General features: G+C 62.2%; 22 protein-coding genes and 1 tRNA gene. 16 read left to right on the top strand and 7 right to left on the bottom strand.

What is annotated here, in order from left to right; genetic code table 11:
- Positions 1-83: 83 nt before the first annotated feature.
- The 8 genes from P3T23_RS25770 to hisC all read left to right on the top strand — a co-directional run bounded on the left by P3T23_RS25770 (position 84) and on the right by hisC (position 7,237).
- On the top strand, positions 84-1,925 hold the full coding sequence (locus P3T23_RS25770) for a tetratricopeptide repeat protein (protein WP_429318938.1): 1,842 nt from the start codon (positions 84-86) through the stop codon (positions 1,923-1,925).
- Entirely contained in the window at positions 1,925-2,557 is a 633-nt protein-coding gene (gene lolB, locus P3T23_RS25775; RefSeq protein WP_429318939.1) for a lipoprotein insertase outer membrane protein LolB, read from the top strand. Before P3T23_RS25770 ends, lolB begins: the two co-directional genes overlap by 1 nt.
- A 22-nt stretch (positions 2,558-2,579) precedes the next feature.
- Entirely contained in the window at positions 2,580-3,461 is an 882-nt protein-coding gene (ispE, locus tag P3T23_RS25780; RefSeq protein ID WP_429318940.1) for a 4-(cytidine 5'-diphospho)-2-C-methyl-D-erythritol kinase, read from the top strand.
- Positions 3,462-3,513: 52 nt separating this feature from the next.
- Positions 3,514-3,590 (top strand) — tRNA-Gln (locus P3T23_RS25785).
- Positions 3,591-3,635: 45 nt separating this feature from the next.
- Complete coding sequence (locus P3T23_RS25790) at positions 3,636-4,589, top strand: ribose-phosphate pyrophosphokinase (RefSeq protein ID WP_133661724.1); 954 nt, start codon at positions 3,636-3,638, stop codon at positions 4,587-4,589.
- A gap of 150 nt (positions 4,590-4,739) precedes the next feature.
- Entirely contained in the window at positions 4,740-5,357 is a 618-nt protein-coding gene (locus P3T23_RS25795; protein ID WP_429318941.1) for a 50S ribosomal protein L25/general stress protein Ctc, read from the top strand.
- Between the two features lie 128 nt (positions 5,358-5,485).
- The gene (pth, locus tag P3T23_RS25800) at positions 5,486-6,088 is read left to right on the top strand and encodes an aminoacyl-tRNA hydrolase (RefSeq protein WP_429318942.1); all 603 of its coding nucleotides are present in this window, start codon (positions 5,486-5,488) and stop codon (positions 6,086-6,088) included.
- 69 nt (positions 6,089-6,157) lie between these two features.
- Complete coding sequence (gene hisC, locus P3T23_RS25805) at positions 6,158-7,237, top strand: histidinol-phosphate transaminase (protein WP_429318943.1); 1,080 nt, start codon at positions 6,158-6,160, stop codon at positions 7,235-7,237.
- A gap of 94 nt (positions 7,238-7,331) precedes the next feature.
- Here hisC and P3T23_RS25810 read toward each other — a convergent pair whose 3' ends face one another.
- From P3T23_RS25810 to rsmD, 3 genes are all read right to left on the bottom strand, one after another.
- On the bottom strand, positions 7,332-7,589 hold the full coding sequence (locus tag P3T23_RS25810) for a YfhL family 4Fe-4S dicluster ferredoxin (RefSeq protein ID WP_429318944.1): 258 nt from the start codon (positions 7,587-7,589) through the stop codon (positions 7,332-7,334).
- Between the two features lie 65 nt (positions 7,590-7,654).
- Complete coding sequence (coaD, locus tag P3T23_RS25815; protein ID WP_429318945.1) at positions 7,655-8,161, bottom strand: pantetheine-phosphate adenylyltransferase; 507 nt, start codon at positions 8,159-8,161, stop codon at positions 7,655-7,657.
- A 111-nt stretch (positions 8,162-8,272) separates the two neighbouring features.
- Positions 8,273-8,890: a 16S rRNA (guanine(966)-N(2))-methyltransferase RsmD gene (gene rsmD / locus P3T23_RS25820; RefSeq protein WP_429318946.1), complete on the bottom strand. Its 618-nt coding sequence runs from the start codon at positions 8,888-8,890 to the stop codon at positions 8,273-8,275.
- A gap of 230 nt (positions 8,891-9,120) precedes the next feature.
- On the opposite strand from rsmD, the gene ftsY reads away from it, so the two are divergent.
- Complete coding sequence (gene ftsY, locus P3T23_RS25825; protein ID WP_429318947.1) at positions 9,121-10,335, top strand: signal recognition particle-docking protein FtsY; 1,215 nt, start codon at positions 9,121-9,123, stop codon at positions 10,333-10,335.
- Positions 10,336-10,428: 93 nt separating this feature from the next.
- On the opposite strand, the gene maiA is transcribed toward ftsY, so the two are convergent.
- Both maiA and P3T23_RS25835 read right to left on the bottom strand, forming a co-directional pair.
- Positions 10,429-11,073, bottom strand: a complete 645-nt coding sequence (maiA, locus tag P3T23_RS25830) for a maleylacetoacetate isomerase (protein WP_429318948.1) — start codon at positions 11,071-11,073, stop codon at positions 10,429-10,431.
- A gap of 26 nt (positions 11,074-11,099) precedes the next feature.
- Positions 11,100-11,798 (bottom strand): fumarylacetoacetate hydrolase family protein, encoded by a 699-nt coding sequence (locus P3T23_RS25835; protein ID WP_429318949.1) that lies wholly within the window; start codon positions 11,796-11,798, stop codon positions 11,100-11,102.
- Between the two features lie 184 nt (positions 11,799-11,982).
- On the opposite strand from P3T23_RS25835, the gene ybiB reads away from it, so the two are divergent.
- The 3 genes from ybiB to leuA all read left to right on the top strand — a co-directional run bounded on the left by ybiB (position 11,983) and on the right by leuA (position 15,134).
- The gene (gene ybiB / locus P3T23_RS25840; RefSeq protein WP_429318950.1) at positions 11,983-12,957 is read left to right on the top strand and encodes a DNA-binding protein YbiB; all 975 of its coding nucleotides are present in this window, start codon (positions 11,983-11,985) and stop codon (positions 12,955-12,957) included.
- Between the two features lie 328 nt (positions 12,958-13,285).
- Positions 13,286-13,486: a hypothetical protein gene (locus P3T23_RS25845; RefSeq protein WP_429318951.1), complete on the top strand. Its 201-nt coding sequence runs from the start codon at positions 13,286-13,288 to the stop codon at positions 13,484-13,486.
- Positions 13,467-15,134: a 2-isopropylmalate synthase gene (leuA, locus tag P3T23_RS25850; RefSeq protein WP_429318952.1), complete on the top strand. Its 1,668-nt coding sequence runs from the start codon at positions 13,467-13,469 to the stop codon at positions 15,132-15,134. Before P3T23_RS25845 ends, leuA begins: the two co-directional genes overlap by 20 nt.
- Before the next feature lie 110 nt (positions 15,135-15,244).
- Here the strand turns inward: leuA and P3T23_RS25855 are convergent, their stop codons facing one another.
- Positions 15,245-15,631, bottom strand: a complete 387-nt coding sequence (locus P3T23_RS25855) for a nuclear transport factor 2 family protein (protein WP_133661713.1) — start codon at positions 15,629-15,631, stop codon at positions 15,245-15,247.
- Between the two features lie 49 nt (positions 15,632-15,680).
- A complete protein-coding gene (locus P3T23_RS25860; protein WP_429318953.1) occupies positions 15,681-16,187 on the bottom strand; it encodes an acyloxyacyl hydrolase in 507 nt (168 codons plus the stop codon).
- A gap of 400 nt (positions 16,188-16,587) precedes the next feature.
- Here P3T23_RS25860 and rpoH point away from each other — a divergent pair, with 400 nt between their 5' ends.
- The 4 genes from rpoH (at position 16,588) to cydB (ending at position 20,853) form a co-directional block, all read left to right on the top strand.
- A complete protein-coding gene (rpoH, locus tag P3T23_RS25865) occupies positions 16,588-17,523 on the top strand; it encodes an RNA polymerase sigma factor RpoH (RefSeq protein WP_429318954.1) in 936 nt (311 codons plus the stop codon).
- A 316-nt stretch (positions 17,524-17,839) separates the two neighbouring features.
- The gene (gene cydP, locus P3T23_RS25870) at positions 17,840-18,100 is read left to right on the top strand and encodes a cytochrome oxidase putative small subunit CydP (RefSeq protein WP_429318955.1); all 261 of its coding nucleotides are present in this window, start codon (positions 17,840-17,842) and stop codon (positions 18,098-18,100) included.
- The gene (locus P3T23_RS25875; protein ID WP_429318956.1) at positions 18,090-19,682 is read left to right on the top strand and encodes a cytochrome ubiquinol oxidase subunit I; all 1,593 of its coding nucleotides are present in this window, start codon (positions 18,090-18,092) and stop codon (positions 19,680-19,682) included. Before cydP ends, P3T23_RS25875 begins: the two co-directional genes overlap by 11 nt.
- Before the next feature lie 34 nt (positions 19,683-19,716).
- Entirely contained in the window at positions 19,717-20,853 is a 1,137-nt protein-coding gene (gene cydB, locus P3T23_RS25880) for a cytochrome d ubiquinol oxidase subunit II (RefSeq protein WP_429318957.1), read from the top strand.
- Positions 20,854-20,860: the final 7 nt, after the last annotated feature.

Here is a 20,860-nt window from a genome sequence, read left to right on the forward strand (position 1 = left end):
AACTGGTCTGTAACTTGCGTGGGCGGTTGTGCGCTTATTGTAGCGAGCGCGTTACAATCGACTGAAACATCGATCGGATTTCCATGAACTTGTCCTTCGCAAAGCTGTTTTCGAAGCGTCCGGCCACCGTCTCCCGCGTGCCGCGCGCTGTTTCCGTCCAGCGGGTGCTGGGAGCGGCGGTGATTGCGGCATGGGCGCTCGTCGCCGTGCCCGCGCACGCGCAGGACCCGTCTCCGGATGCGGACGACAACTCCGTCTCCATGACGGATGCCCTGGGCGCGCCGTCGGCCGAGGAGCAAAAGGATCTGCCCAACATCCCGCTGTCGAGCCAGATCGTCTTCCAGGTGCTGGCGGCAGAGGTCGCGCTGCAGCGCGACCAGCCGGCGCCTGCCTATCAGACGTACCTCGCGCTCGCCCGGGACACGCACGACCCGCGCATGGCGCAGCGCGCAACGGAAATTGCGCTCGGCGCCCAGAGCCCGGCCGACGCCCTCGCCGCCGCGCAATTGTGGCAGCAGTATGCGCCGGGTTCGGAGCGCGCGGCGCAGCTGGATGCGTCACTGCTCGTGCTCTCGGGCAAACCGGACGAGGCCGCGCCGCTCCTCGCGAAAGAACTCGCGAAAGTACCTGCGGACAACCGCGGCAACGCGATCCTGGCGCTGCAACTGCTGTTGTCGCGTGGGCCGAACCGGATCGGCGGCCTGCATGTGCTGCAGGATCTGCTGAAAAACGACCTCGACCGCCCCGAAGCGCAGCTTGCGATTGCCCGACAGCAACTCGTCTCCGACGACGCGCCGGGCGCGCGCAAATCGCTCGAACAGGCGCTCACGCTAAAGCCCGACTATCTTCCCGCGGCGCTGATGCTGTCGCAAATGGGTCCGGAAGAGCGCAAGGAAGGCATTGCGTCGCTCGAAAAGTACTTGCAGCAGAATCCGAAGTCGCACGATGCTCGCCTGGCGCTTGCGCAGATGTATCTCGCGAGCGATCGTCTCGACGACGCGCAGAAGCAGTTTGAGGCCATGCGTCGCGACAACCCGAACGACCTGACGCCGCTGATGGCGCTTGCGCTGATCAAGATCCAGCAGAAAAACTTCAGCGATGCCCAGACCTATCTGACGCAATACGCGAAACAAGCCGAAAAGACGCCGGGAGCGGATCCGGGCCAGGCGTACATCTATCTCGCACAGTTGTCGCTCGAGCAAAAGAACGAGACTGCCGCAGGCGACTGGCTGAATCGCATCTCGCCTGCAAGCCAGCAATACATACCCGCGCAGATCACACGCGCACAGTTGCTCGAGAAGCAGGGCAAGCCCGACGATGCACGCAAGCTGCTCGCGAGCCTCCAGGCGCCGGATCCGCGCGACCAGTCGATCATCGCGCGCACGGACGCAGCGATCCTGTTCGATTCGAAGCGGTATGCGGAAGCCGAGGCGCGGCTCGCCCAGGCGTCGGCGGATTTCCCCGAGGATCCCGACCTTGCGTACGACTACGCGATGGCCGCCGAAAAGAACGGCCATTTCGATGTGATGGAAACGCAGTTGCGCAAGCTGATGCGCACGCAGCCGGACAACCCTCAGGCTTACAACGCGCTCGGCTATTCGCTCGCGGATCGTAACCAGCGCCTGCAGGAAGCCGACAAGCTGATCGAGAAGGCCGCCTCGCTGGCGCCGGACGACGCGTTCATCATGGACAGTGTCGGTTGGGTCAAGTACCGCCTGGGCGATACGAAGGATGCGATCAAGCTGCTGCGTCAGGCTTACCAGATGCAGCCGAATGCGGAAATCGGCGCGCACCTTGGCGAAGTGTTGTGGAAATCCGGCGACCAGGAGAAGGCGCGCGAGGCATGGCGCGATGCGCGAAAGCTTGAACCCGACAACGATACGCTCGTCAAAACGCTCAAACGGTTTCAGGTCGACGATCTCTGATGCGCATTTCCCGCTCTACCCGTCTCACGATAGCGCCGCGTCGCGCGGCGCTCGGTTTCGCGGCTGCGGCCTGTGTGGCTCTCGCCGGCTGTGCGTCAGTCACGCCACACGGCCCATCGACGTCGAACGCCGCGACGGCCGTCACGGCGCAGACGAGCCGCGCATACCACGGCCGCTTCGCGGTTCAGTACGTCGACCAGAACGGCCAGCAGCGCAACGCATACGGCAATTTTCAGTGGCAGGAAACGGGCGATACCGTCAACCTCCAACTGCGCAATCCGCTCGGTCAGACGCTGGCCATCGTGACGTCGTCGACGGCTTCCGCCACGCTTGAACTACCGAATCGTCAGCCGCTCACCGCCGACAACGTCTCGACGCTGATGCAGAACGCACTGGGTTTCGCGCTGCCGGTCGAAGGACTGCGGTACTGGCTGCAGCCATCGGCGGCGCCTACGTCGCGTGCGAAGACAGAAACCGATCCACAGCAGGGCGACCGCCTGAAGCAGATCCAGCAGGACGGCTGGACAATCGACTACCTGGCCTATGCCGACGCGCCCGCCACCGGCGTGAAGCGTGTCAACCTGAGCCGCGAGAATCCGCCGCTCGACATCAAGCTCGTGCTGGACCAGTAAGCCGCGCAATTCATCCAGACTCATGATCGAAACAAACCATTCGCTGCGAGACTGCCTCGCACCGGCCAAGCTCAACCTCTTCCTGCACATCACCGGCCGCCGGCCGGACGGCTATCACGCGCTGCAGACCGTATTTCAGCTGCTCGACTGGGGCGATACACTGCACTTCACACTACGCGACGATGACCGCATCGTGCGCAAGACAGAAGTCGCAGACGTGCCCGCTGAAAGCGACCTTACGGTGCGCGCAGCGATGCTGTTGAAGGCCCATACGGGCACCCGTCCGGGCGTCGACATCGAAATCGACAAGCGCCTGCCGATGGGCGCAGGTCTCGGCGGCGGCAGCTCGGATGCGGCAACGACGTTGCTCGCGTTGAACCGTCTGTGGAAGCTCGATTTACCACGTACCGAATTGCAGGCGCTCGCATTGAAGCTCGGCGCCGACGTCCCGTTTTTCGTCTTTGGAAAAAATGCATTTGCAGAGGGTGTCGGAGAAGCACTTCAGCAGGTACAATTGCCGCCGCGTTGTTTCCTGATTGTGACGCCAAAGGTTCACGTTCCCACTGCAGCGATTTTTTCCGAAAAAGCGTTGACAAGAGATACGAAACCCCTCACAATTACGGACTTTCTTGCACAGCAAAGTTGCAGCGCAGAATGGCCCGACAGTTTTGGCCGGAATGACATGCAATCAGTTGTCGTGGGAAAATACGCGGAAGTTGCGCGGGTGCTTGGATGGTTTGATAACATCGCACCGGCGCGGATGACCGGATCGGGTGCAAGCGTTTTTGCAGCGTTTCGCAGCATCGGTGAAGCAAAAGCGGCGCAAGCCAAACTGCCAGCCGAGTGGAACAGTGCAGTAACTGCCAGCCTGGATAAGCATCCACTCTTCGCTTTCGCGGCATAGGTTTTGCATCATCGGGGGGGTCTGCTCATCCGGTGAAGCTCAAAGTTAGTGTAGGGGAGTCGCCAAGTTGGTTAAGGCACCGGATTTTGATTCCGGCATTCGAGGGTTCGAGTCCTTCCTCCCCTGCCAAATATTCTCGCATTCTCTCGCCCCCCAGCCTGAAGCAGGTGCACGATGAGCAGCCATGACGGCCTGATGGTTTTTACTGGCAACGCGAATCCCGCGCTTGCGCAGGAAGTCGTCAAAATCCTCGGTATTCCACTTGGCAAGGCAATGGCCAGCCGTTTTTCCGACGGTGAGATCCAGGTCGAAATTCAGGAAAACGTACGCGGCAAGGATGTTTTCGTCCTGCAGTCCACCTGCGCGCCGACGAACGACAACCTGATGGAACTGATGATCATGGTCGATGCGCTCAAGCGCGCATCCGCCGGCCGGATCACCGCAGCCATCCCCTACTTCGGGTACGCCCGCCAGGATCGACGCCCGCGTTCGGCGCGCGTCGCTATCTCGGCGAAGGTAGTGGCGAACATGCTGGAAATCGCTGGCGTCGAGCGGATCATCACGATGGATCTGCACGCTGACCAGATTCAAGGCTTCTTCGACATCCCTGTCGACAACATCTACGCGACGCCCGTGCTGCTCGGCGATCTGCGCAAGCAAAACTACGAGAACCTGCTGGTCGTCTCGCCGGACGTCGGCGGTGTGGTTCGCGCCCGTGCACTTGCGAAGCAGCTGAACTGCGATCTCGCCATCATCGACAAGCGTCGTCCGAAGGCGAACGTTGCGGAAGTGATGAACATCATCGGTGAAGTCGAAGGCCGTACCTGCGTGATCATGGACGACATGGTCGACACCGCGGGCACGCTTTGCAAGGCGGCGCAGGTGTTGAAGGAGCGCGGCGCGAAGCAGGTGTTCGCCTACGCAACGCACCCGGTGCTGTCCGGCGGTGCTGGCGAGCGCATCGCCAACTCGGCGCTCGACGAACTCGTCGTCACCGATACGATTCCGCTCGGCGAAGAAGCCCGCTCCTGCTCGAAGATCCGTTCGCTGACGAGCGCTGGCCTGCTCGCCGAAACGTTCTCGCGTATCCGTCGCGGCGACTCGGTGATGTCGCTGTTCGCGGAATAATCAGGAATTTGCGAAGGCGCAGCTTGCTGCGCTTTTGCACAATCGGCACGAACGGACGAAGGTTCGTGCCGCTAGCTCTGGGGCCTGCGCTCATTGCGTGAAGGCCCCATTTTTACTGCCTGGTCGCGGGCAGTGCATTGGAGAATCAAGATGAAAGTAGTCGCTTTCGAGCGTAGTCTGCAAGGTACGGGTGCGAGCCGCCGCCTGCGTATTACCGGCAAGACGCCGGGAATCGTATATGGCGCTGACGCACAACCGCAACTGATCGAACTCGATCACAACGCGCTGTGGCACGCGCTGAAGAAAGAAGTTTTCCACTCGTCGATCCTCGATCTGGAAGTGGCAGGCAAGTCGCAACAGGTTCTGCTGCGCGACGTGCAATACCATCCGTTCCGTCAGCTCGTGCTGCACGTGGACTTCCAGCGCGTCGACGCGAAGAAGAAGCTGCACACCAAGGTGCCGCTGCACTTCATGAACCAGGAATCGAACCCGGCAGTGAAGCTGTCGGGCGCGATCATCTCGCACGTCGTGAACGACATCGAAATCGAGTGCCTGCCGTCCGCACTTCCTGAGTTCCTCGAAGTCGACCTGGCCAAGATCGAAGCCGGTCAGACGATGCATGCGAAGGACATCGTGCTGCCGGCGGGTGTCGCCCTGATTGCACACGTCGAAGCAGAAAACCCGGTGATCGCATCGGCGACGGTTCCGGCTGGCGCCGTGGCTGACGAAGCCGCTGCTGCAGGCGAAGGCGAAACGCCGGCTGCCTGATCGCACAATAAGCGAGCAATCCTCTCGATCCGTTTCTATGGAACGGACGACGTCACCCGCCGCGGTTCGCCCCGGCGGGTTTTTTTTCGACTCTTCTGGTCCGGCTGTATGTGGGCCCTCATCGACTCATGATCAAGCTGATCGTCGGACTCGGTAATCCGGGCGCCGAATACACCGCGACGCGCCACAATGCCGGCTTCTGGCTGGTCGATCAACTCGCGCGTGAGGCGGGCACGGCACTGCGCGACGAGCGACGCTTTCACGGCTTCTATGCCAGGGCTCGTCTCTTTGGCGAAGAAGTGCATCTGCTCGAACCGCAGACTTATATGAACCGCTCAGGGCAATCGGTCGTCGCGGCTGCGCATTTCTTCAAGATCCTGCCCGACCAGATCCTCGTCGCGCACGATGAACTCGATCTCTCACCTGGCGTCGTCAAGCTGAAGCTCGGCGGCGGCAGCGGTGGCCATAATGGGCTGAAGGACATCTCCGCGCATCTGTCGACCCAGCAGTACTGGCGGTTGCGGATCGGTATCGGTCATCCACGCGATCTTATTCCCGAGGGCGCTCGAGCTGGCGCGAAACCTGATGTGGCGAACTTCGTACTCAAGCCGCCGCGCAGGGAGGAGCAGGATGTGATCGACGCGTCGATCGAACGTTCGCTCGCCGTGATGCCGCTCGTCGTCAAGGGCGAACTCGAACGTGCCATGATGCAACTGCATCGCAACGCGTAACAGACATCGTGGAAGCAGCCGAAGCAGCGCCATTCATCCACACCGTGCAGCCATCGACAGGAGGTTGGTTTGAGCCGTTTCTGGAGTGACATCGTTCATCGGTTGACGCCGTATGTGCCGGGCGAACAGCCCAAGCTCGCGCATCCGGTCAAGCTGAATACCAATGAAAATCCGTACCCGCCGTCGCCGCGCGTGGTTGATGCGATCCGCCGCGAGCTCGGCGAAACGGCCGATGCTCTGCGACGCTATCCGGATCCGTCGGCTCGCGAGCTTCGCGAGACCGTTGCCGCGCACCATGGCATCCGGGCGGAACAGATATTCGTCGGCAACGGTTCGGACGAAGTGCTCGCGCACGTCTTTCAGGCGCTGCTGAAGCACGCGCATCCAATCCTCTTTCCCGACATCACGTACAGCTTCTATCCGACGTACGCACGGCTTTACGAAGTCGAATACCGGACCGTTGCGCTCGACGAAGCCTTCGCGATTCATCTCGACGAGTACGCCGCGCCTAACGGCGGCGTGCTGTTCCCGAATCCGAATGCACCGACGGGTCGCGCGCTGCCGCTTGCCGATATCGAGCGGCTGCTCGAGCGCAACACGGAGTCGGTCGTGGTGGTGGATGAAGCCTATGTCGACTTCGGCGCCGGGTCCGCGATCGGGCTGATCGATCGATATCCGAATCTGCTGGTCGTGCAGACGGTATCGAAGGCGCGCTCGCTGGCCGGCATGCGTGTGGGTTTCGCGTTCGGCAACGCCGCACTGATCGAAGCGCTCAACCGCGTGAAGGACAGCTTCAACTCGTACCCGCTCGACCGCCTGGCGCTGGCTGCCGCCACCGCTGCCTACAAAGACGACGCGTGGTTTCGCGACAGCTGCGATAAGGTCGTCGCGAGCCGCGAACGGTTGTCGGCAGAACTGACGGCGTTGGGCTTCGAGGTGGTGCCCTCTGCAGCGAACTTCGTATTCGCGCGACACGAGGGCTACGATGCTGCGACGCTCGCGACGCAACTACGCGAGAAGGAGATCTTTGTGCGGCACTTCAAGGCGCCGCGCATCGACCAGCATCTGCGCATTTCGATCGGCACCGATGCCGAATGCGACGCTTTGCTCAACGCCCTTCGCGACATACTGGGCGGATACGTGGGATGAGGCTGAGTAGCACCGCTGCAGCCGGGTAAAAATGAAAACCGGGCGATGTCGCCCGGTTTTTTACGTCCAGAAAGCGCGGCGCCTGATCTGGCGATCAGGCACCCTTCGCCGCCTGCAAAGCGTGATATTTCGCCATCAATCCGTCCGGCGTCTCCATATGCTGCGGATCGCGCGGAATACACTCGACGGGACACACCTGCTGACACTGCGGCTCGTCGAAATGCCCGACGCACTCGGTGCATTTCTTCGGATCGATCACATAGATTTCCGGGCCCATCGAAATCGCGTCGTTCGGGCACTCCGGCTCGCAGACGTCGCAATTGATGCACTCGTCGGTAATCATCAAGGCCATACTTCTTCTCACTTCACGCCGGCGAGCAGCCGGCAGTCATTCCGCAAACGGATAGTTTACGCCGCTTACGTCTGTCCCGCTGAATCCTGCTCAAGGGCCGCGACCTTTTCCTTCAGCCATTTCTCGACCGACGGGAACACAAACTTGCTGACATCGCCGCCAAGCTGCGCGATCTCGCGGACGATCGTGCCCGAGATGAACTGATACTGGTCGGACGGTGTCATGAACATCGTTTCGACGTCAGGCAGCAAATAGCGGTTCATGCCGGCCATCTGGAACTCATATTCGAAGTCCGACACGGCGCGCAGGCCCCGCACGATCACCCGTGCGTTGTTGGTGCGCACGAAGTCTTTCAGGAGGCCCTTGAAGCTCATCACCTGCACATTCGGATAGTGACCAAGCACTTCGTGAGCGATGTCGAGGCGTTCTTCGAGCGTAAAGAACGGCTTCTTGTTGCGGCTGTCGGCGACGCCGACGACCAGCGTATCGAATATGCTCGACGCCCGCCGAACGAGGTCTTCGTGACCGCGCGTCAGCGGGTCGAACGTGCCCGGGTACACGGCGACTACCATGAGACTTCTCCTCTCTGATCACACAAACGGGTGGATCGATGCCCGCGGGGCACGTCCACCGACGGTTGCGCGCGTGACGGCAGCCGTCCGGCGCTTGTTATGGAACGCGCATTATTCCTCATTTTCGCGCTGCAGCAAATGAAAGTGGACCGCCCCCGCCTTGCCCTGCCGGACGATGCTCCAGCCAGCCAGCGCTTCCGTCTGTGCGATATCGAGCGCGTCACCGGCTTCAATGTAGAGAAAGCCGTCGGCGGCGACGAGCGGCGCGGCCAGCGCCAGCGTACGCTCGAGCAGATCGGAGTCGAACGGCGGGTCGAGAAATACCACGTCGAATGATCCCGGCGCGAGACTCGCGGCCAGACGGAGCGCGTCAGCTTCGGCGATTTCGATCGCCTTCGCCGCCAGCTTCGCCTGGTTCGCGCGCAATTGGCCGGCCGCACGCGCATTGCGCTCAACCATCACCACGCGCGCCGCGCCGCGCGACGCGGCCTCGAAGCCTAGTGCTCCGCTGCCGGCAAAGAGATCAAGACAGCGTTGACCATCGAGCCGCTGACCCAGCCAGTTAAAGAGCGTTTCGCGCACGCGATCGGGCGTCGGACGCAGGCCGTCAAGGTCGAGCACAGGCAGCGGCGTACGCTTCCAGTCGCCTCCGATTATGCGGATCGCGTGGGGCGCCTTGCTACGGCCGGAAGACGCGCCGTGCGCGCGGGAAGGGGAAGAACGGGACATACGGAATTCGGGTCGCTGAACGGATTGCCCGCGCCAGATGCGGGCCAGAGCGCCAACGTTACCACACGCCTGCGCCGCATCGCGCCTACGCCTGCAACGACGCGGCCGGACACGCCTGATAAAATGACCGGCTTCCAGCGCCTTGCATCCCGCATTGCTACGCTGCCTGCCGCTGCCGCCAGACCGACGGGTTGCGGACACCGGCGCGCGCGCTCTCACCAAGCCAGATCATGTTCAGCTTTTTCAAACGATTCAAGGGCTCGAAAACCTCCGAGACCGCGCCGCAGGAATCTCCGGTCGAGGAGGAAACAGGACCGGATGAGATGCCGCTCGTGCCGGAGGCGCCTGCAAGCTTGCGCCCGGCCCCTGCGCCCGTTGCGCCCGTTGCGCCGACAGTACAGGCGCCGTCTCGCGCAACTCAGCCCGTCACGGCCGCTGCGTCGCAGACAGCACCGGCCGCTCTCACGCCGGCGCCGCTACCGGAAGACGACAACGCCATCGAAACCGTCGAGATCGTGCCGCCGCCCGCGCCGGAGCCTTCCGCGAAGCAATCGTGGCTGACGCGCCTGAAATCCGGCCTGTCGAAGACAAGTTCGAACCTCACGGGCATCTTCGTCGGGGCGAAGATCGACGACGAATTGTACGAAGAACTCGAAACCGCCCTGCTGATGTCGGATGCGGGTGTCGATGCTACTGAGTTCCTGCTTGAAACGCTGCGCGAAAAGGTCCGCGCCGAGCGGCTTACCGATCCGCAACAGGTGAAAACCGCGCTGCGCTCGCTGCTGATCGATCTGCTGAAACCGCTCGAGAAATCGATGATGCTCGGCCGGGCGCAGCCGCTCGTGATGATGATTGCGGGCGTCAACGGCGCCGGCAAGACCACCAGCATCGGCAAGCTTGCAAAACATCTGCAGCGGTTCGACCAGTCGGTGCTGCTTGCCGCCGGCGATACTTTCCGCGCAGCCGCGCGTGAGCAGCTCGCGATCTGGGGGCAACGCAACAATGTGACGGTCGTCTCGCAGGAAAGCGGCGATCCGGCAGCGGTCATTTTCGACGCGGTCGGCGCGGCGCGTGCGCGCAAGATCGACGTGCTGATGGCCGACACGGCTGGCCGTCTGCCGACGCAACTGCATCTGATGGAAGAGTTGCGCAAGGTGAAGCGCGTGATCGGCAAGGCCATGGACGGTGCGCCGCACGAAGTCCTGCTCGTGATCGACGGCAACACCGGACAGAACGCGCTCGCCCAGGTGAAGGCGTTCGACGATGCGCTCGGCTTGACCGGCCTCATCGTCACGAAACTCGACGGCACGGCGAAGGGCGGGATTCTGGCCGCGATCGCGAGGCAACGTCCGGTGCCGGTGTACTTCATCGGCATTGGAGAGAAGGTCGAAGACCTGCAGCCGTTCAATGCGGAGGAATTCTCCGACGCATTGCTGGGCGCGTAAAGTCAGCGCACATTCCGGGCTGAATCGGAGTAAAAAAGGGGCGCCCGCTGGCCGCCCCTTGTCACATCTGCAGCAATACAGTACGTCCGCTACTCACTCCGCATCCGGCTGCTGCTCGGGCGCCGCGCGCTGGAAAGCGTCAAGCTGCATCGCGTACTCGTAGATACGATGAATCGTCGGAAACGGCGCGGTGTCGATCTTGAAGCGATGAGCGTTGAACACCTGCGGCACCAGACACGCGTCGGCAAGCGTCGGAGTGTCGCCGAAACACAGCTTGCCCGCGCGTCCATCGCTCACGAGATGAGCCTCGAGCGTTGCAAAACCCGCTTCGATCCAGTGTCGGTACCACGCATCCTTCGCTTCATCGCTCACGCCGAGCGTGCGCTTCAGGTATCTGAGCACCCGCAGGTTATTGAGCGGATGAATTTCGCACGCGATCTGCAGCGCGACCGAACGGACATACGCGCGATCGGAGGGCGTAGACGGCAAAAGCGGCGGCTCGGGATGCGTTTCGTCGATCCAGTCGATGATCGCCAGCGACTGCGTAATGACGTCGTCACCGTCGACAAGCGTCGGCACGACCGCATCAGGATTCAGCTTGCGGTACTCGGGCGACAGCTGCTCGCCGCCACCTCGCACCAGATGAACCGGCACGTAGTCGTACGGCAGGTTCTTCAGGTTCAACGCGATGCGCACGCGATACGACGCCGAGCTACGAAAATAACTATAAAGCTTCATGCTTCGTTTCCCCCGACTCGCCCGCCTCAGACGACGCGCACACTGAACTCGCCGAGCCCGTCGACGCCACCAATCATCACATCCCCTTTCGCCACGGCCCCGACCCCTTCGGGCGTGCCGGTGAAGATCAGATCGCCCGGCTGCAGTTCGAACAGCGACGACAGATACGCGACGGTCTCGGGTATCGACCAGATCAGGTCCGCCACGTCCGAGCGTTGCTTCTCCTCACTATTGACGGTGAGCCAGATCGCGCCCTTGTCGATGTGACCGGCCGTCGCTACCGGATGGATCGGGCCGAGCGGCGCCGAATGATCGAAGCCCTTCGCCGTATCCCACGGACGGCCGAGCTTTTTCGCTTCGGCCTGCGGGTCGCGGCGCGTCATGTCGAGGCCGAGCGCGTAGCCGTAGACGTGATCGAGCGCGCGGTCGACGACGATGTCCTTGCCGGCCTTGCCGATTGCGGCAACCAGTTCCATCTCGAAGTGCACGTTCCTCGATTGCGACGGATAGGGGAAATTGCCGGTCTCGCCGGGCGCGACATACACAACGGCATCGGCCGGCTTGCCGAAGAAGAATGGCGGTTCGCGATCCGGATCGTGCCCCATCTCGCGCGCATGCGCAGCATAGTTGCGGCCCACGCAATAGATGCGCCGCACCGCGAACTTCTCGCTGGATCCGACGACCGGCACCGCGACAACCGGCGCCGGCGCAAACACGTAACTCATCCTGTTCTCCGTTTTTCTGGTGAGCGCCGCATGCGCGGCGGCAAAAAAGGTGAGTGTAACGCGCGCGCACCGCCAGCTTGCGGGATCGCGGTTGATGCGATACTGAATCACTCACGTTACCGTTCCGCTGAATTGACGTCGCAGCCCACGCAATCGGGCAAGCACGCCTCTACGCCTCAAGCCGATGACCGACTCTACCGACACCGCTCTCGCCGCCTTCCCGTGCGCCCGCTTCATCAAGGAAATTGGCCGGGGGCCGAATGGCGCCCGCGCACTGTCTTCCGACGACACCCACGCGCTTTACACCGCGATGCTCGACGGCCGCGTATCCGACCTCGAACTCGGCGCGGTGCTGCTGGCCTATCGCGTCAAAGGCGAAACCGGGGACGAACTCGCCGCGATGCTCGCGGCCGCACAGACTTCGTTCGAGCCGATCCGCGTGCAGCACAATGCCTTTCAGGCCGTGTCGATACCGAGCTACAACGGCGCGCGCAAGCAACCGAATCTCGTGCCGCTGCTCGCGCTCCTGCTCGCCCGCGAAGGCGTGCCGGTGCTGGTGCACGGGGTGACCGAAGATCCCGGCCGGGTCACGAGCGCCGAAATCTTTGCGCACCTCGGCATTGCATCGGCGCAGACACACGCCGATATCGAAGCAGCACTCGCCGCGCGCCGCCTGGCGTTCGCGCCGATCGCGACGCTCGCACCGAAGCTCGCGCGCCTGCTCGCGCTGCGCCGCCGGATGGGCGTACGCAATTCGACGCATACCCTGGTCAAGATCCTCCAGCCGTTCACGCCGCACGGGCTGCGGCTCGTGAACTACACGCATCCGCCCTATCGCGAGAGCCTCACGCAGCTGTTCCAGGCGCACCCTGACGCAGCAGTGGGCGGTGCGTTGCTCGCCCGTGGCACCGAAGGCGAGGCCGTCGCTGATACACGTCGCCAGGTCCAGGTCGACTGGCTGCACGACGGAATCTGCGAAACGGTCGTAGCGGCCGAGCGCTCGTCGTCGGACGCGCCAGAAGTCGATCTGCCGGAAGGACGCGACGCCGCCAGGACGGCTGCCTGGATCGACGCAGTCCTGCGCGGCGACGCGCCTGTGCCGTCGGCAATCGCGCGACAGGTTGAACTGATCGTCGATATCGCCAGACGCGCCGCCTGACGCGGTTCCGCGGCCGGTTCAGGGAATCTGGCGCTGCCGTGACGTGGTCTCGCCGCCAGATCGCCGGTTGACACATCCCGCCGCACTGGCATACATTGTGCGAATGCGTTCCTTTCCGAACACCCTCCGAATTACCTTCGGCCGCCTACCGCGGCCCCTATCGCTACGTCTAGCGTAAGTCAGACGTAGCGCCGCGCATCGGCATTTCGCGCGGTCCTCAAAGCAGTTCCGGCAGTTCCAGCTTCACCCCAACCCCGTAGTTCCTTTCACAACCTGTAAGTCGTCTGTGTTCGTCCGTTTACCGTTCGGACGAATCGCGAGGGTCAAAATGCACGTTGCATGGGCACAAGCCATGATCGTCACCAGCGTCATCATCGCCATGACGTTCTTCGTTCGCGCCCGTTCGTTGCTGCCGCTAGCCGCCGGCTGGCGGACCGTGCATCTGTGGCAACCCGCCAGCCGCTCGACGCCACATCCATTCGCACACGACAAAACGAACGAGGCTCACCATGTTGCACAACCCTGCTGAAAAATATCGCCCCTTCCCCGCAGTCCGGCTGACCGGCCGAAAGTGGCCGGGTCGCACGATCGAACGCGCGCCGGTCTGGATGAGCACCGATCTGCGCGACGGCAACCAGTCGCTGATCGAACCGATGAGCATCGAGCAGAAGCTCGAGTTCTTCGAGACACTGGTGGCCATCGGCTTCAAGGAAATCGAAGTCGGCTTTCCGTCGGCTTCGCAGACCGACTTCGATTTCGTTCGTCGCCTGATCGACGAAAGGCGCATTCCCGACGACGTCACGATCGAAGTGCTTGTGCAGTCGCGCGAAGCGCTGATCGCCCGTACCTTCGAGGCACTCGAAGGCGTGCCGCGCGCGATCGTGCATCTGTACAACGCGATTTGCCCGTCGTTCCGCAAGATCGTGTTCAACCAGTCGAAGGACGAGGTGAAGGCGCTGGCCGTGGAGGGCACGCGGGTCATCCGCGAATACGCCGACGCACGCCCGCACACGCACTGGAACTATCAGTATTCGCCGGAAACGTTCAGCATGACCGAGTTGACCTTCGCGCGGGAAGTGTGCGACGCGGTCGCCCAAACCTGGCGCCCGACGCGCGATCACAAAATGATCATCAATCTGCCGGCCACGGTCGAAGCCGCGACGCCGAACGTGTTCGCCGACCAGATCGAATGGATGGACCGCAACCTCGGCTATCGCGACAGCATCGTGTTGTCGATCCATCCGCATAACGACCGCGGCACGGCCGTGGCCGCCGCAGAACTCGCGCTGATGGCCGGCGCGGACCGCGTCGAAGGGTGTCTCTTCGGCAACGGCGAGCGCACGGGCAACGTCGACCTCGTCACGCTCGCGATGAATCTCTACACGCAGGGCGTCGATCCGGGCCTCGATTTCTCCGATATCGACGCGGTGCGCCGTGTCGTCGAGCGCTGCAACCAGATTCCGGTGCATCCGCGCCACCCCTACGCGGGCGACCTTGTGTTCACCGCCTTCTCGGGCTCGCACCAGGACGCGATCCGCAAAGGCTTCGCGCAGCAGTCGCCAGACACGATCTGGGAAGTGCCATACCTGCCTGTCGATCCGGCCGATCTTGGCCGCAGCTACGACGCCGTCATCCGCGTGAACAGCCAGTCCGGCAAGGGCGGCGCGACGTATCTCCTCGAGCGCGGCATGGGCTTCACGCCGCCGCGCCGCGTGCAGATCGAGTTCAGTCATGCGGTGCAGGCGGTCGCGGATCAATCCGGCGAAGAAGTGACAGGCGACGCCGTCTGCGCTCTTTTCGCCCGCGAGTACTTCGAGACTGACGGACCCGCAGTGCGCATCAACAAGACCACCGTGCGCTGGGAAAACCGCGAGCTGAAAGTGCCCGAACCGGACGAAGCGTACACGGAAGGCCACGAGGCAGGCGAGGACTACGCGCGGGCAGCCGCACACGCTATGGCTACGGCGGCTCGACAGCCGGTCGAGATCACGTCATACGAATGCCTGCGCACCGCGGACGGCCGCACGGCGGCGTTCGTCGGCTGCCGGGTCGGCGAGCAGCCCGTGCGTTATGGCGTAGGGGTCAGTGAGGATGTCGCGACGGCAGCCGTCGATGCGCTCGTAAGCGGTGTCAATCGCGCGCTCTGGAAGCCGGTGGACCGGCGCGCTGCCGCATAGTGGTCAGAAGCAGCGCAGGCAGGCGATCGCTTTAACGCCGGCGTCGCAACATGACGCCGGCGTGCACAGCCCGCTCACGAGGCGGACTGACGAGCCCGGAAACCATCAGGTCACTCGAGCGCGCAACGCGTCGCCTGCCATGCGATCAACCGCCACTGCCCGGCCTCCTGGGTCTGAACTGCCGTGTAGGCGATCGGAAAGAGCAGTGCGCCATTGTTCGCTTCCATCTCGATCAGCGCGCGGCCCGTGACGACGCAGGTTTCGCTTCCCACCGTCAGCACTTCCTGAGACTGGATCTCGATCTGCCGGTAACGACGACGCCCGGCCGTGATCGCGTCGATGAACTGCTGCTTGGACTCACGCTTGCCGTTCGTATGAACATAGATCACGCTGTCCGACAGCAACGCGTCGAGCAGTTCTCCGTTTCCGTCGACCATCGCGCGAAAGCGGTCACGCTCCAGTCCCCGAATCGCCTCGATCACTTTTGCCGCCGCCATCGCTCAGCCCCTTTGCATCAAAGGGCACCGCTGCCGGCAGCCCCGATCGTCAGAAGTTGTATTGCAGATATAGCTGGCTGAAATTTATACCAGGATTCGGCTCTTTGATACCGCCGTTCGATACATGCTGAAACCGGAAGCCCGCAAGGTACTGCTGGCGACTGCCGAACTGCGCCCCGACGCCGACCATTTCGGCGAACTGGAATGCCGTCGACATCCTGTGCGATTCGGAGATGGCCGTGCTCGTCAGCCGCCGCACACCGGCCCCCACCTCGACGAACGGCCGGACCGCGCCGGCACCCTTGATGAAACGGATCACCGGCGTGATGCCTATTTCGCCGATATTATTGTGTTCGCCGCCGTCATCCGAGTGCCACCAGGACACGTGTCCCTCGCCGACGAGCGAAAAATGCCAGTCGCCGATTTGCCACCATGTCAGATCCGGATCCCAGACGAAGCCGAGGTCGAGCTTGCGAATGTGGGCCGCCGAGCCGCCGGCGATCTGGATCCCGAACTGATCCGCGGCCGCGATTCGCGAAACCCCAAAGAGGGCCAATACAAGAGTGCCTCACAGGGTCCAGCCGCGCGGTGATTTTTTCTTGTACATCCGACACCGTTGCCTCAGATTGAGGGGATACCGCCGTGCGGCTGTCGATATTTAGAGAGAAGATGGATGAAATGAACCTTACGCACCTCCATCAGTTTTGGCAAACAGCCACTTAAAGATGCGCAAAAAGTGGTTATCTGGTCCTTCCAGGCGACGGCGCCCGGTAACGGGTGCGGGGGTCAGCAGGGTTCGTGGAGTGAGCCTACAATACTATTAGAGGTGACGTTCCAATAGTTTTTACGGAACTTCGATGACCCTACCCGTTCTAAGTATTAGCACTCCACTTACCGGAGTGCTAACATCCACCGAGAAGTCGTTTCCGGCTTCCTGTTTCTGAGGAGTTTTATACGTGAGCAACGCATTGACCCTTCCGAGTACTCTGAGCCCGTCGTCGGCTAAGGCCGCTCCGGCAGGTGCACTGGCGCTCGCGCATTTTTCGCTGCTGCCCGGCCAGCTGGGCAATATCGACGCCTACATCCAGGCCGTTAACCGGATTCCGATGCTGACGCCGGCGGAAGAACGCCAGTTCGCCACTGAATTCCGCGAGCAGAACAATCTCGAGTCTGCGCGCCGTCTTGTCCTGTCGCATCTGCGCCTCGTCGTGTCGATCGCGCGCAACTACCTCGGCTACGGCCTGCCGCATGCAGACCTGATCCAGGAAGGCAATATCGGTCTGATGAAGGCCGTGAAGCGCTTCGATCCGGCGCAGAACGTGCGTCTCGTGTCGTATGCGATGCACTGGATCAAGGCTGAGATTCACGAGTACATCCTGCGCAACTGGCGCATGGTGAAGGTCGCGACTACCAAGGCGCAGCGCAAGCTGTTCTTCAACCTGCGCAGCCACAAGCAAGGCTTCCAGGCATTTACGCCTGAAGAAATCGACGGTCTTGCCAATGAACTGAACGTCAAGCGCGAAGAAGTGGCCGAAATGGAAACGCGTCTGTCCGGCGGCGATATCGCGCTGGAGGGTCAGGTCGAGGATGGCGAAGAGGCTTACTCGCCGATCGCCTGGCTCGCCGATTCGCACAATGAGCCGACAGCCGTACTCGCCGCACGTCAGCGCGACAAGCTGCAAAGCGACGGCATCGCCAGCGCGCTCGAATCGCTCGACGCCCGTAGCCGCCGCATCATCGAGGCACGCTGGCTGCACGTCGAGGACGACGGTTCGGGCGGCTCGACGCTGCACGAACTGGCCGACGAGTTCGGTGTATCGGCTGAACGCATCCGCCAGATCGAGGCGAGCGCAATGAAGAAAATGCGTAGTGCGTTGAACGAATACGCATAACAGGCAATACCGCTGCTGCCGGCCTGTTCGGTGCAGCAGGCAGGTACCCGGGCCCTGCGATCGAAAGATCGCAGGGCCTTTTTTATTGGAATCGCGTTCTGTTTGCGGGTCGTTTCCGGTTCACCTGAATGCCTTTTTGTTGACGTAGAGCAAACCCCGCGGTGATACTGGTTTCGCGGGTTCCTCCTCGCGACCCTATGCCGCAGCGCTGACCTCACGCGCGGACTATCCCGCTCCTAGAATTCCGTTATGCATTCGCCTGGCTGCGTCGAGCGGCCCGACCGGTGTCCCTCACATGGAGCCGTATCGAACGATCATGACCATAACGTTGAACCACAGGAGTCCCTCCCCCCGGAGCCTGCGCGGGCGCTGCGCCGCTTGGGCGCGCGGCCCGACCTTTGCACGCGACATCGTCATCGTGCTCGCGATCAAGTTCGCGCTGCTGATGATCCTCAAATACGCATTCTTCAATCATCCGCAGGCGGATCACATGTCGATGCCGCCCGCGCAAGTCGCGCAGGCGCTGTTCGACATCCCTGCCTCGCACCCGTCCCAAGGTGATCCACATGCCCGCTAGCGAAGTCGTCGATCTCTCGCGCCTACAGTTCGCCGTCACGGCGCTCTATCACTTCCTCTTCGTTCCCTTGACGCTCGGCCTGTCGTGGCTGCTCGTCATCATGGAGTCGGTCTATGTCATGACCGGCAAAGAGATCTACAAGGACATGACCCAGTTCTGGGGCAAGCTCTTCGGGATCAATTTCGCGATGGGCGTCGCAACCGGCCTCACGCTCGAATTCCAGTTCGGCACCAACTGGTCGTACTACTCGCACTACGTCGGCGATATCTTCGGCGTGCCGCTCGCCGTCGAAGGGCTGATGGCATTCTTTCTCGAATCGACCTTCGTAGGGCTGTTCTTCTTCGGCTGGAAGCGTTTGTCGAAGGTGCAGCATCTGATCGTCACCTTCTGCGTCGCACTGGGTTCGAACCTCTCGGCGCTGTGGATCCTCGTCGCGAACGGCTGGATGAACAATCCCGTCGGCGCTGAGTTCAACTACGAAACAATGCGCATGGAACTCACCAGCATCTTTGCGGTGCTGTTCAACCCGGTCGCGCAGGTGAAGTTCGTGCACACCGTGTCAGCAGGCTATGTGACGGCGGCGATGTTCGTGCTCGGCGTGTCGTCGTGGTATCTGCTGAAGCGTCGCGATACCGAATTTGCGCTGCGTTCGTTTGCGATTGCCGCGGGTTTTGGTCTCGCGTCGGCGCTGTGCGTGATTGTGCTTGGCGACGAATCCGGCTATCGCACCGGTGAAGTGCAGCAGGTCAAACTCGCGGCAATCGAATCGGAATGGGAGACCGCTCCTGCGCCCGCGCCGTTCACAATCTTTGGCATTCCCAACCAGCAGGAAGAGCGCACCGACTACGCGATCCGCATTCCCTATGCGCTCGGCATCATCGCAACCCGCTCGCTCGACGAACCGGTCGTAGGGCTCAGAGACCTGATGGCGCGCAACGAGGCGCGCATCAAGAACGGCATGATTGCGTACAGCGCGCTGCAAAAACTCAGGGAGAACGACGCTACCGACGAAGACCGCGCCGCCTTCGCCGCGCACAAGGAAGATCTTGGCTACGGCTTGCTGCTCAAGCAGTTCACGGCGAACGTCACGGACGCGACACCGCAACAGATTGCCCTGGCAGCGAAGAGGACCATTCCGCCAGTCCTGCCGTTGTTCTTCTCGTTTCGCCTGATGGTGGGTCTCGGCCTGCTGTTCCTCGCGACCTTCGTGCTCGCGTTCTGGTTCTGCGCGCAACGCACCTTGCTGCTCGACAAGCGCCGCTGGTTCCTGCGCTGGGCCGTGTGGGCGATTCCCCTGCCGTGGATCGCAGCTGAATTCGGCTGGATCGTCGCTGAAATGGGCCGCCAGCCGTGGAGCATTGCCGGCATCCTGCCGACCACGCTGGCTGCATCGAGCCTGGAGCCGGGCGACCTGTACCTGAGCCTCGCCGGTTTCGTGGTGTTCTACACCGGGCTCTTCGTCATCGAAATCATGCTGATGTTCAAGTACGCGCGCCTCGGACCGTCGTCGCTCCATACCGGCCGCTATCACCACGAGCAGGACGGGCGCGCCGCGGCGCTGCCTGCCAATACGGTCGCGTGAGCCGCAACCGGTCTCCTCTACGGGAAACAACACTATGGACTACGCAACGCTCAAGGTGATCTGGTGGGTGCTGATCGGCACCCTGATGATCGGCTTCGCGCTCACCGATGGCTTCGACATGGGCGCCTGCATACTGCTGCCCTTCATCGGCAAGAGCGACGAAGAACGACGCATCATTGTCAATACGGTCGGCGCGACATGGGAAGGCAACCAGGTATGGTTCGTGACGGCAGGCGGTGCGATGTTTGCAGCATGGCCGCTGGTCTATGCCGCTTCGTTCTCGGGCTTCTATTTCGCGATGCTGCTCGTGCTGTTCTCGCTGTTTTTCCGGCCAGTCGGTTTCGACTATCGCGGCAAACGTGACAATCCGCGCTGGCGCACCGCGTGGGACTGGGGTCTGTTCATCGGCGGCTTCGTGCCACCGCTCGTCATCGGCATCGCGTTCGGCAATCTGCTGCAAGGCGTACCGTTCTCGTTCGATACCGATCTGCGCGTCACCTATCACGGCAGCTTCTTCGGCCTGCTCAATCCGTTCGCGTTGCTGTGCGGGCTTGTCAGCATGTCGATGCTCGCAGCCCATGGCGCGGCGTTCGTGAAGATGAAGACGGACGGCATCGTCGCGCGCCGTGCATCGGTGGCGCTGCGGGTCGCATCGCTCGTCGCCGTCGCGCTATTCCTGATTTCCGGCGTGCTGGTGGCCACGATGATCGGCGGCTATCAGATCGTCGACGCCGCGCCGCTCGATACCGTCGCCAATCCGCTTCTGAAGACCGTGCTGGGCGCACCGGGCCTGTGGCTCACCAACTATTCGACGTATCCGTGGATGATCGCGGCGCCACTCGTGGGTGTGCTTGGCGGCGTGCTGGCATTGGCACTCGCCGGGTCAAGATTCGAAAAGACGGCGTTCATCTCGAGCGGGCTGATGGTGGTGGGCGTGATCCTGACGGCGGGATTTTCGATGTTTCCGTTCATCATGCCGTCGTCGCTCGACGGGCGCAGCAGCCTCACCGTCTGGGATTCGACCTCGAGCCAGATGACGCTGCAGATCATGCTGGTCGCCGTCATCATTTTCCTGCCGATCATCCTGCTCTATACAGCCTGGGTGTATCGCGTGATGCGGGGCAAGGTCACCGCCGCCGCGCTCAAGGAAAACAGCCATTCGATGTACTGACCTTCAG

Origin of the sequence: Paraburkholderia sp. GAS448 (assembly GCF_050435685.1) — a bacterium.
Lineage (GTDB): Bacteria > Pseudomonadota > Gammaproteobacteria > Burkholderiales > Burkholderiaceae > Paraburkholderia.